This is a genomic window from Paenibacillus sp. Marseille-Q7038 (assembly GCF_965111595.1).
The window spans coordinates 93,029-105,732 of the sequence record NZ_CBCOOM010000001.1; the positions used below are offsets into that span (position 1 = coordinate 93,029).

Below are 12,704 nucleotides of genomic sequence, written 5' to 3' on the forward strand. Positions count from 1 at the left end.
AATCCACCACCTTATATATCCTATTAACCTAAAATAAAGAAAGAATAATAGGGAATCCTGCTATTCTATACGATGATTTGTTTTTTATTGTTTCATATATTCCCTTTTTTGTGGATAAAGGAATCAATTTCATAACCCCTTTAGTTGCTTTAATGAGGATGATATATAGATCAAAACGGTTCTATTTGTCTATCTATTAGTTACATATTTATCGTTTTAATGAGTTATGAAATTGATTTAAAGAATGTATCAAAAACAAAAAAATTATGTTTAGACGTACTTCGGATAGGTTAATTAGAAGGAAAAGGTCTTATTCGGGAAAACAATGAACTGTGGTTGTAATATATATAAGGAGGAAATAAAGAAATGGAAAGCAGAGTAGATAAAAAAGTGTATAAAACAATTCGAGTTACGGTGAATGGAAAACCAGTTGGAAAAGCATTAGTAATGGACGGGATCACTTATGCTCCCATTAATAAAAATAAAAGAACCGTAGGAATGAAACGTCGTTAATACTACTGCCTCATCGTGAGCAACACGGATAGGAAAGAGCGATCAGATCGGAAACGGGTATATGATTCAAGATCCCCCGTGTTCGGTTTTTTATTATGAGAAAAGATACAGTTAAGGAACACAGATCTGTGAGATTTGTGTTTTTTTGTCATAAATAGTCGAAAATTAACGAATAGGTGGTGTAAAGACACAAAAATTTGCAACTATTTGTATAAGAACATATGTTCCCTGACAATCAGTTGTCTTTTTATCCTGTTAGTATTTAAGTAAAGCAACTGAGGGGAGAGATTTTAGTGAGTTCATCTTTGGATGTGTTTTATACTTGGAACCGCGAAGCTATTCCCGTTTCCGGCGAAAATTCACTGTTTTTGCTGATTGAATGGCGCAGTGGACCACTGGCCAAGAGACAACTGAAGACACAGCCTAAACTGTTATTCCGTGAAGTGGAATTGTTAATTAAACCTGAGAAGGACATGCATATTAAAGCGGTTCATGGTGTGAGGGCAAAAGAATCCGACGCCGGATGGGTAATTGGTCTTGGTAACGCGTATAAAGGGAAAACAAAATCTTTCTTACTCGAATTTGATGTAAGTTCTCAATCTCCCGGGAAGAAACCGGCATGTTCCGCCTATTGGAGTGCATTAAAGACAAAGCAGGAACAACGTGTTTTACTGCGCAGAGAACAAATTAATTTGCTTGTTTCTACACATTTCGGGGTAATTGGAAGAGAACCAGACCCAAGAGTGCAGAAATATGCAATACTAAGTCAATCGACAGTAATAATGAAACAGAGCCTCAGAGCATTTGAAAGAGGCAGAAGTGAAGAAGGAAAAGAAATTATAAAAAGACATACGGATGGCTTGTTGATTTTAGCTACGAGAACGGGCGATTTAGATTATTACCGAGAGGCTCAAATTCTGAGTCGTTTATGCCTTTATTATGAGCAGACTCATGAGAAATCCTGTTATGATACGGTTGATGTGGAAGAAGATCAGAGTCTCGCTTTTCGTGTGTCTTATGGCAAGGATTACTATGATAAAGAAGCAAAATAAGCAGCAAGATTGCTGTTTAAGTATGGAGTATTCAGCACTGATCAGATCACATCTAGGTTGATAACAGAATGTACATAATGAAAACAAGAAAAATAACCGATATAAGTCTAAAGGACTATAAAATTTGTGAAGTCATCTTAGTTCTTTTTAACTACAGTGTTGTTATAGGGGGCATCGCATGACAGAGCGACTTATACGATTGATGCGTATTATTACCTTGGTACAAGCAAAACCCGGAATTTTAGCAAGAGAATTAGCAGAACGTTGCGAGACATCAGAGCGTACAATTTACCGAGATATGGATGCACTTAGTGCAATGCATATCCCGGTTGTAAATATGGGGCATGGACGTGGATATCAGTTTATCAGTAGGTTTGCACTCTATCCCCTGAATTGGTCAGAAGAAGAAACAGAAGCTTTTGCAAAACTGGCAGATATCATGGATGAAGTTAAGCCGTCATTGCCTTGTGCTTTTGAAAGTGCCTATGAGAAGGTTATGGCCGTAAGTCTAAAGAAAAAAACAGAACGAGTCGAATGGGCTGAACAATTTGCCGAAGTGATTCGGCTTGGAAAAGCTGAGAAACACTGGCTGGATGAAAGGGACAATAAAATCATTGTCAGTATCATACAAGCTTCATTGTCACAGAATACAATCCAGGCTGTCTATGATTCGCCGATCGTGGGCGTTGAAGGGTTTGTTAATATAGAGCAATCAGAACTAAAACTAAGGATCGATCCGTATCATTTAGTACCAAAGGGACATCATTTTTATGTAATCGGATATTGTCACAATACCGAGAGAGTAGAGTCTTTTCGTATGAGCTGTTTTCTAGAAGCAGAGATCATGCCTCAGACCTTTCGTAGAGAACTTTATGCACAAAACATCTCCATGAAAGACACATTTTCTGTTAATCCAGGGGTGGAACGAACCTTATTTAAAGTGAGGTTTACTGCGGAAGCCGTGGAGAAGATGAAACGAAGTGAATTCATGATAAAGCCTAAGTATATCCATGAACCGGATGGGAATATGATACTTGAAGTCATAGTAAACAACAGTGGGGAATTTATGGATTGGCTTCTGCCTTATGGTCCTGCTGCCGAAATTCTCGAGCCCCCGTATTACCGAAATCAATTACGAGAGAGGCTCAAGACTTGGCTTTGTTCCTATCAAGATGAGTAACCAGTGCAGTGCTAGGAGTCAGATGGCCCAAGCAATTTGGCAAGATCTCCAAAGGGATTATGTTTATCATCATCTCCGCTCGAATATACAAGTTTGGATTTCGTTCCTTCTTCGTCAGCGGCACTGTTCTCCGCAAGTTTTAAATGTTCAAAGTGATGAATAAATATTCTCGCTGTATTGATGGCATCGTCAAGAGCGCGATGCTGGGTGCCGTCAAATGGAATACCACACATCGTAAGGGCCTGACTTAGTCCAAGCTGTCGTGAACCGCCTTCTTTACGAAGCGCCCTTGAGATTTGTTTTTGGATGTCATTATGGTTCCTGATCCAATCCACCTTCACCTGGTGGGTACGGCAATGGGATAAAAATTTACTCTTGTCGTCTGGTCCCCAGGAACAGAGAAAATAGGTATCTGGCAACCATTCGATAAATTGCTGAACGGCTTCGGGGAATAGAGGAGCTGCATCAATATCTTTCTGCGTAATACCGGTGAATTGGATCGTATCTGTGGATAAAACGGACTTATTGGAAGGTCGTACATAGGTATGAAATGAATCAACAACCCCTAGGTTTCCTTTATCATCAATCGGGGAAACTTTCACCGCTCCGATGTCAATAATCTCGGAAGAATACCGAGTGCTTCGGCTTACCGTAAATTCAAGATCGTAGATAATGTAATTCATCAGAAGTAACTCCTTTCTCTATTTATTTTGAATTTATCTAGGCTTATTTTAAGATTATCAGATCTATTGTACTATATTACTTGTTAGAAGTTAGAGTGTCAGCGTATTTTCTATCAGTTTCTTGGCAAGTATACTAGATATCTAGTTTTATAAGACTTGTGTAAACGAACTTGTATATACGAAGTGATTGACTTTTATGCTATGTTCCATTAATCTTTTTGAAAATGTGAACAGCGATGATCAAGGCCATAGTATAGGACGACAACAAATTTCATTAGAGAATGAGATCCGGCAGGCTGAAAGGTCTCTGAAATTTGAACTTATACTCCTACCTTGGAGCTGCAAGTGAATCTGGAGAAGATTTGACTTGCCGGGTTAGGCACGTTATGCCGTAGAGAAGATCATTCATTTGTAGCGTGCCACGTTAGACTGGGCAACAGTTTACGTATTATACTGCAGAGGAATGAACTTAAATAAGGGTGGTACCACGACATTTTCGTCCCTTGACGAAAGTGTCTTTTTTTATTTTATATCCGATAGGGGGAGGAGACAATCATGCGTCAGAGTCAATTGTTTATTCCAACACTAAGAGAAGCGCCAGCGGAGGCAGAAGCGCGAAGTCACCAAATTTTGCTGAGGTCAGGTATGATTCGGCAAACGGCATCCGGTATCTACAGTCTTTTACCGTTAGGCAGAAGGGTCCTTCATAAAATAGAGCGAATTGTTCGAGAAGAAATGGATGCCATTATGGCTCAGGAAACGCTGCTTCCTTCTCTACAACCGATCGAGCTATGGGAAGAATCAGGCCGAAATCGTGATTATGGACCAGAGCTAATGAGATTATCTGATCGCCATGACAGGTCCTTTGCCCTTGGACCTACTCACGAAGAAGTGATTACCGCACTGATCCGTGATGAAGTTCATAGTTACCGTCAGCTGCCACTTACGCTATATCAGATCAGCACGAAGTATCGGGATGAACGAAGACCTCGTTTTGGTTTACTGCGTGGCCGCGAGTTTCTTATGAAAGATGCGTATTCTTTTTCCGCTAATTGGGAGGAGCTTGATCGAGTATACGAAGATATGGTCCAGGCATATACACGAATCTTTACTCGGGTAGGACTTCACTTCACGAAAGTGGAAGCAGATGCAGGGACGATTGGAGGAAGTGGCGAAACGCACGAATTTATGGCGCTCGCAGACATTGGTGAAGATACAATTGTAACTTGTACCGCTTGTGATTATGCAGCTAATCTGGAGAAGGCGATCTATAAAACCGATACAGCTGCCGAAGGGACTAAACCGTTTACGCAGGGGACAGAATCTCAGAAGCTAAAAGTTCATACCCCAGATACGAAGACCATTCAGCAAGTTGCTTCTTATCTAAATCTAGAACCGCAGAACATAATTAAGACTCTGTTGTATGAGGCAGATGGGGTTCCTGTTGCTGTACTGATTCGTGGAGATCAAGAGGTAAATGAGATTAAACTGCAACATGCACTTAAGGTGGAGCAACTGGAGTTGTTAGATCAAGAACAATACAAGCATCTACAGCTTCCCGTGGGATATCTTGGACCTTATGATCTTTCGATGAAAGTCATAGCTGACTATGCTGTTATTGCAATGAGACATGCGGTAACCGGAGCAAACGAACCAGATCATCACTATATTCAGGTACAGCCTGGGCAAGATTTCACTTGGGATATAGCAGCCGATATTAGGAATGCTGTAGTAGGCGATTTATGTTCTTCTTGTGGTTCTGCACTTACGTTCGATCGCGGAATTGAAGTGGGGCATGTATTTAAACTGGGTACAAAATATAGTGATGCGATGGGCGCTACCTTCCTTAATCAGACAGGGACTCCACAAAAACCGATTATGGGCTGTTATGGTATTGGGATTTCTCGGTTGCTTGGAACAATTGCGGAGCAATACGCAGCAGACCTTAAGATGAGCTGGCCGGTCGCGGTTGCTCCCTACCATGTACATCTCATTCCGATTTCTGTGAAAGATGAGGTACAGATGGCACTCGTACAAGAACTTGAAAGTTCGCTGACTGCCCTTGGCGTGGAGGTACTCGTAGATGATCGAAATGAGCGTCCGGGCGTAAAGTTCAAAGACGCTGATCTAATGGGACTGCCAATGCGAGTTATTGTAGGAAAAAATGCAGCAGACAGACAAGTCGAGTGCAGTTGGCCAGCGAATTCTCAAGATGCAGAGAATACAGAACCGTCTAGTTCTGAGCGTATGTCTGTGGAAGAAGTGCTTGAGATAGCAAAAATGCATATTTTCCGAAAGTAGACTAGTCAAAATGATTAATATACTATATTCTATTAAAAAAGACTTTGACCTCAGCATATAACGATTTGTCCTAAAGCATAGGGCCTTGATTTCAATCAAGGCCCTTTTTTGTGTCTTTATAGGGTTGTTGTGTAAATATAGCGGGTATTTCTGAACTGTTTTTCTGTTTTAAGTGCTGAGAGATAGGATAAAGGAGGTTCTAAGATATCAGGAAAAATATGTATACATATACGTTAAAAGGTAAGTGTTGCAGACCGATAAAAAGAATAAGGAAATAAATACAATCCAAAGTATAAAAATTAGATGATAGGAGATTAAAAGACATGAAAAAATTAATTTTGTCGATTATGTTAGGATCTTTGGTCTTTGCTTCGTCACCAGTTGGTCATGTTGAAGGCGCGGGTGCTACTCCCGTAGAAGTACTATTAAATACAAAGAAAATGAGTTTTCCTGATGCGAAACCTTTTCAGGACTCTCAAGGAAGTGTAATGGTTCCGATTCGGTTTGTATCTGAAGCGTTAGGTGCTAAGGTGAGTTACAGCAAAAGCGGGAAGACGACCGTGGTTGGTGTTACTGATAAAGATCATACAGTGAAAATGACGGTGGGACAAACAACCGCTTTGATTGATGGGAAAAAGAAAAGTTATGGTACCAAAATTATATTGAAACAAAATCGGACCTTTGTCCCTTTACGATTGGTGAGTGAAGGGTTAGGGCAGAAAGTGGAATGGGATAAGGTAGGGCGCTGGGTTTGGATTGGAGAAAAGAATTTTAGAAGTACGGATGATAAGGAATTTAAGTTGACCTCCATTGCAAGTTTCAAGGCATATACTAGGACATCTTTTTTATTTGAGGACATCTCTGGAACCAAGTTCAAAGGGGTGAAAATACTTAAGGAGAGTGATCTTCCAATTCAGATTGGCGATGGTGCAGTTATTTACTCAATAGACCAAGCAACTAGAAAGTTAAGCGGTATGAAAACTATTGCTATCAGACATTCGGTAAAGACTGTCCCAATTGCATTCTTAGTAAAAAATGATGATGCCAAATATAGAAGGGCTGTTGAGAATGCCTTAACAAACAATGGGGATAAAACAGCTACTAACTATTATCCAATTGTAGATGAATCCGATAAATTCCGTTCAGATGGTTATGATGAAAATTACACGGCGTGGAAGAATTTCAAAGTGAATCAAGCTGACTATATTCTTTTTGATACCAGTAATACCAAAGATTACGCTGTTGCTCTCATAAATCCATTTAAGTAGGAGGATAAAGAGAGTATGAATCATATGAAAAAATGGATTAGTGGATTGATGAGTTTGATATTTGTTTTATCAGCAGTTGTATTCATTCATCCTTCCGAAGCAAAAGCTATAGGTATGAGTAGACTTTTTCAAGATCCTTCTGATAAGAATGTTTATTATTTTGTTGGGATGGTGTATTTCGAGGTATGGAAAAAGGCAGATGGAAGCTGGACCAATGAAAAAAACCAAATACTTGGTCAGAAGTAGATGGTGGAGATTATGAATTCACTTTTTCCACCACCCGAAAAGTTAAGAGTGTTAATGCCGAGCAATTTAAATACGATTGGAAATACGCAGATGAAACTTTTGATATATCTAGAAAAGACGAGCTATTAGATAGAGAGAAAATAGAATATATTAGATCTACTTCAAGTAAAGCATATACAATTAGTAAAAGTAATGTTAAAGGGATTGGAACTAATTCTGTAGTCCTTGACGTATTTGTAAATTCAGGTTATTTAGATGCAACGATACCAATAAACCGAAAAAAGGAAGAGCATGATAAGGGAACATATTTTGATCCAAATGTAGAAGGATGGAGATATTACTTCCCAACCCTTTTCCGAATCGAACTAGAACCTGAAGAAGGCCAAGCAATCATAAAACATTACACTACCACGGGTAAGTCTCTTGATGGAGTGTCTGGTTTCATGAATCGTGAAGAGAAGATCGAGAAAGATAAGGCTTATAACTTTCCTCATACTACAGGGACAGCAGATTATCCATACATAGGTTATAAGAAAAGTACAGTTACTTCACCAAGTGGAGGTGACATCCTACCAGGTGATCCTCCTCAATTCACTTATGATGCTAGTTTTCCGATCTATTACGTGAATTTTTATTATGAATCAAAAAAAGATCCGCCACCGCCAACGCCCTCTGATCCAAGTGGAGGTGGGGCCTGCACCTACAATATAAATCCACCATCTCAAGTGGCTTCACCTGTATCATCTTTCATGGATCCAGGCGCACAAGGACATATCCTTGCAGATAACAACTCGAATAGAAGACAGTTTGATGCAACTCTCGGTATTCCGACCTCGGAGAATCTCTATGCGAATACGTGGGCTATGAACTATTTATATCAACATACTTTTGGTCAGCAGAAAGGGAAAGTCACATACACCTGTAATGTAGAAGCTACTTACGTATTAAAGTGGAAGGAAAAACAACCGGACAAAGTAGATGAAAAAGGGAATAAAACGCCGCAACCTGATATTGATAAGACAGATACGGAAGTGAAAAGCTATCCTTTTTCTTTTACACGAGACTACTCTTACTGGAAGATTAATAATCTTGAAGTCTATCAGATCAATGAAGCAACGATGAGTAACTATGCTTTGCCTAGCGGAAACATAACCCTACGCCCCAAAGGGTACAGTCCTCCTATTATTAATATGGAGCATGCTGAAGATGTAGAGGTGCATGTTATGCCGAAAGAAACAGGCGATATTCGTTTTACACCGGAAGTCGTCGATAAAGGCGGATATTCTAAGCCCTCTGTTCCTGATGATACATCGAAAATAAAGGCCTTAGCTGAAGGGCAAACTAAACCTCCTGATGTGAAAAATGATGCCCTTAAGTTTTCTTATGGCGGCAGTACTACCACAGTAATGGATGGAAGCACGGTCTCACAGAATGGGCCTACTCCCTCGAAAATACCGAATCCATCTAAGATTGGATCGTACAAGGAAACGGGAGAACAGGTGCTTTTCCAGGATCGGTTACTGATCAGCCGTTCTTTAACGAACAAAGCCCATACCTCCTCTTCTGGAAGCATCAAGTATGGCTTACTGCCTACTAACATAGGCGGCAGTGGAGATAAAACTTATCCGGTAGCTCCAATCAATAGCGTTACTGTTCATACCCCTGTGGTTAATTACTCTTCCGTAACGGATGACCAGGAGCATAATCAAAAGACAAAACCGAATTCGGCTCGGGCAGCTTTTATCCTAGATCGACCATTTAAGGTACGAATCCCAACAGAGGGACAGCATGTCAGTTATCCTGGATATGGAGATCGTGATTATGCGAAGTATGTGAGAAGTAAGGAAGTTTATTTTCCCTTTGATGTATACAGCGGGGATCAGCGTACTTTCTATCCCAAGAACACTTGGATTTCTGTCCCAGTAACTCAGCTCGAAATGGAATTTTTCCTGCCGGTATGGGTAGACGAAGAGGACTATACGGTATTATTCCGTACGATTGCTGAGAACGCACCAGCCGATTTTAGCCATCAGCCGGATGCCAATACGAACCTTTCACATCATGTTGCCACAGATTCGGCAGAAGTTGAAGTCATTGGACGATTATATGATTTTCACATTACAGACATAGCAGATTACGAGTGGGAGAATGTATTCCGTAGTAGTCTAGGAAGTTACGCACCCTCTGGTTTTAGCTACTGGACAGGACTCAAAGGGATAGACGGAGCAGCGCGAGGAAATAAACTGCCTTATATCCTGCCTGTGAGACCAGGGAGTCATCCGATTGAGAGTTACGCGAATGTAGCGGTGAACACAGGTTATCATTTCAAGTTTGATCTAAAGACCAAAGGCAATATGTTCTCGTCCACCGATGGAATACGAATTACACCTACCTTTTATTATGTGGCTGAGGATGGAACGGAGAAACAAGAAGTGGATCTGTATTACAGCAAAGGTAACAAACATTTTATACGGATTGGTTCGGAGCAAGATGAAGAGAAAAGACTCGTCGTGCTAAATACACGTTTGCGGAACGTACCCCTTACGGAAATGGTGGATACGGCAGCTTATCGTTATGCAAAAGAATTATCTGATGCGGAACGTCACCAGACTTCAAAAGACGTCTACACAGCCCAGTATGTAACACAAGCTGCGAAAACTCCTTCTTGGGCAGGGCGCTATTCCTGGATGTTACTATCCCGTGATTTGCGTACGTTCATGGGTCCAAAAGATAAATTGCCTGAAGGCGTTGATCCGTATCGGGCTAGTGCCTCGATCCAGCATTGGTATGGTGAATACAGCTTACCAGCAGATGTCGTTGCGGTGAAGAAAGGAACTTCACTAGAGAAGTATGCAAGAGCTGAAATGCTGGATGACCAATCCGATGTACTGCTGAAAAATGGGTATATCATTGTTAATTTTAATATGGAAAGTATTCAGAATGGAGACACGGCGAATCCTCACTTGCAATACATTCATTCCCCGCTGATGAATCAGTGGAGGTTAGAAGGATATGATCGTGGATTTGTTACGCCTAAAGGGTATTCATTTTCATCATTGGATGGAGATGTGCTGTATTACAACAGTGACCTATCTAGCCGAGACGACTTCTCTTCGGAGGCTCCTCATTAAGTGGAGGAGAGAGAGTCGCATCTTACTTTCAAAAACAAACACCAAAAAGGCCCTGCAAATGCAGGGCCTTTTTGAGCATGCTGTTCAAATTTTTAACGCTCTTATGATATTTTTCGCCTTACTTATGTGGGTACCATTCATTATCTTGCTACAAACTATTACTAATAGACTACTTTTTTGTTTAAAACTTACATATGGGTTTGCCTACGAGCTACATAATCGCGACTTCTTAACTATATTATCGGTTATATGGCGAAAATATTAATAGAATAGAGAGAATATTTTAGAAAAAATATGGTACAAGCATGACTTTTGATCTATATTTTGACATTAAGACGCAACTGGGAGCTTTAAAGTCTGACCTGGATAGATCCAATGTGCATTTGTAAGCTTATTGAGTTGTTGAAGGGTTTGCCAAGTCGTGTTGTATTTAATGGAAATGGAATACAAAGTGTCTCCTGATTTTACAACATATACGGAAGGTTTTTCCGTAACCGGTTTAGAAGGTTTACTTGGCTTTTCGGGTTTAACAGGAACCTCAGTAACTGGTTTTTCTTCTGTTGGCGGAGCAACAACCGGTGCTGTTCCTTCCGAAATCCGACCATCGGTAGTAACGGTTCCTTTCCCTAACTTTTGCAAATGAGTAATTAACGCTTCATCCAGAGAACCGTACAATCCTGCTTGGCTATATTTCTTGAACATATCGTACTCATCGCCGCCGATGGACGTGAAATCATTGGTTGCTAGGGAATAGGTTGCTTCTGGATCAATTGCTTTTCCGCCAACCATCACGGAATGAACGCGATTACCCGCATCTTTTGAAGGATCAATCTTAAAAGTAAAGCCGGAGATTTGCGGGAATCCGCCGCTTGCTTCTGGATAGCTTTTTACCCCGTTTTCGAGTGCTGCAATGAGGTCTTCGCCTGTAACGTTCAGTGTAACAATCTGGTTACCAAAAGGAAGAACAGTAATGACTTCGCCTTTGGTTACTTCACCTTTTTCAATTGAAGCACGAATACCGCCGCCGTTCGTTAAGGCTACATCCGCACCAGATACATCACGAAGGGCATCTGCAATGAGGTCTCCTAGATTGGTTTCGCCTGTACGTACTTTCTCACGAGCACCTTCCAGATCGGTCGCGATATTTGCTACCACTTCGTCAAGGATCGGTGCTTGTTCTTTGGTGATGGAACCGACTAGAGCTGCTACTTTTTCATTGGGAGCAATTCCTGCCGCTTCTTTTTCGTCAATAAGGGAGGCTTTTTTCTTAACCACGTCGCCGCCGTCAACCCATAGATCTACGACCCCAACATATTTAGTGTATTCACCGGCACTGGCAATTAATGTCCCATTATCCGCCACAATGCCATCTTCGAGTGTGGTATGGCTATGACCATCAATATAAACATCAATGCCATCCACTTCATCTACCACATCAAATGTATTATCTGTATCCGAATCATCCTGCCCGATATGAGCGAGTGCAACGATAACATCTACTTTGTTACGAAGTTCATCTACGTATTTCTGCATTTCATCTGATGGATCCGTGAACTCAATGCCTTCTACGTTTTTCGGATTTGTCTTATAAGCAGTCTCCGGCGTAGTAAGAGCAATAATTCCAAGCTTCACACCATCTACTTCTTTTATTATATAGGGATCAAAAAGTCCTGTGCTGTCCTTTTTCTTCACATTGGCACTAATCATAGGGAAATTCAAATCTTTACTGAGCTTCACTAGATGCTCCCAGCCGTAATTAAATTCATGGTTACCGGGAACGATGGCATCATAGCCCATCTCATTCATGACTTTCACAATGCTTTCCCCGTTAACGAGCGTAGCGAAGGTTGTTCCATGAATCGCGTCACCGCCATCCAGTAGAAGAGTGTTTGGGTTATCCTTGCGATACTTGTCTGCAATTCCTGCTACTTTGGCGTATCCCATGTTTGGAGAATCTTCTACCGCCCTCGCATGTGTATCATTTGTATGCAGGATGGTGATGTGAGTTCCTTTTTGCTCAGGTGCGGTAACCGAGCCTAGTGTTACTGCCGCTGCATTAGCAAAACCCACTGAACTGAAAAATAATGCGGAAACTGCAATCGCTGACCATGCCTTTTTCCATTTATACATATAAGTTTCAACCCTCCCAATTTATATCTCAAGCACATTTTACCAAATAACGATCAAAAATAGTTTATTTTTTTACTCGTTTTTTTGAATGGATGGAAGGTTGCACCATTGAAGGTATGAAGTAGAATATATATATAGTATGGTCTATTTTGAATACGAATTAACGTAAAACCCTTATTTTCATGGAAGGAGGAATGATC

At 40.8% G+C, this 12,704-nt stretch carries 9 protein-coding genes; 7 read left to right on the forward strand and 2 right to left on the reverse strand.

Annotated elements, in window-relative coordinates; all coding sequences use genetic code 11:
• Positions 1-366: 366 nt before the first annotated feature.
• From ACWPWY_RS00495 to ACWPWY_RS00505, 3 genes are all read left to right on the forward strand, one after another.
• Positions 367-513 (forward strand): hypothetical protein, encoded by a 147-nt coding sequence (locus ACWPWY_RS00495; RefSeq protein ID WP_454189908.1) that lies wholly within the window; start codon positions 367-369, stop codon positions 511-513.
• Between the two features lie 293 nt (positions 514-806).
• Positions 807-1,565, forward strand: coding sequence for a hypothetical protein (locus ACWPWY_RS00500; RefSeq protein ID WP_454189909.1), 759 nt, complete (start codon positions 807-809; stop codon positions 1,563-1,565).
• Between the two features lie 178 nt (positions 1,566-1,743).
• On the forward strand, positions 1,744-2,745 hold the full coding sequence (locus ACWPWY_RS00505) for a helix-turn-helix transcriptional regulator (protein ID WP_454189910.1): 1,002 nt from the start codon (positions 1,744-1,746) through the stop codon (positions 2,743-2,745).
• A gap of 11 nt (positions 2,746-2,756) precedes the next feature.
• On the opposite strand, the gene ACWPWY_RS00510 is transcribed toward ACWPWY_RS00505, so the two are convergent.
• Positions 2,757-3,428 (reverse strand): exonuclease domain-containing protein, encoded by a 672-nt coding sequence (locus ACWPWY_RS00510; protein WP_454189911.1) that lies wholly within the window; start codon positions 3,426-3,428, stop codon positions 2,757-2,759.
• Positions 3,429-3,983: 555 nt separating this feature from the next.
• Here ACWPWY_RS00510 and ACWPWY_RS00515 point away from each other — a divergent pair.
• The 4 genes from ACWPWY_RS00515 (at position 3,984) to ACWPWY_RS00530 (ending at position 10,374) form a co-directional block, all read left to right on the forward strand.
• Complete coding sequence (locus tag ACWPWY_RS00515; RefSeq protein WP_454189912.1) at positions 3,984-5,729, forward strand: proline--tRNA ligase; 1,746 nt, start codon at positions 3,984-3,986, stop codon at positions 5,727-5,729.
• 323 nt (positions 5,730-6,052) lie between these two features.
• A complete protein-coding gene (locus tag ACWPWY_RS00520) occupies positions 6,053-6,997 on the forward strand; it encodes a stalk domain-containing protein (protein WP_454189913.1) in 945 nt (314 codons plus the stop codon).
• Between the two features lie 15 nt (positions 6,998-7,012).
• Positions 7,013-7,243: a hypothetical protein gene (locus ACWPWY_RS00525; RefSeq protein WP_454189914.1), complete on the forward strand. Its 231-nt coding sequence runs from the start codon at positions 7,013-7,015 to the stop codon at positions 7,241-7,243.
• A gap of 443 nt (positions 7,244-7,686) precedes the next feature.
• A complete protein-coding gene (locus ACWPWY_RS00530; RefSeq protein ID WP_454189915.1) occupies positions 7,687-10,374 on the forward strand; it encodes a DUF5704 domain-containing protein in 2,688 nt (895 codons plus the stop codon).
• Between the two features lie 330 nt (positions 10,375-10,704).
• Here ACWPWY_RS00530 and ACWPWY_RS00535 read toward each other — a convergent pair whose 3' ends face one another.
• Positions 10,705-12,504: a 5'-nucleotidase C-terminal domain-containing protein gene (locus ACWPWY_RS00535; protein WP_454189916.1), complete on the reverse strand. Its 1,800-nt coding sequence runs from the start codon at positions 12,502-12,504 to the stop codon at positions 10,705-10,707.
• Positions 12,505-12,704 lie beyond the last annotated feature (200 nt).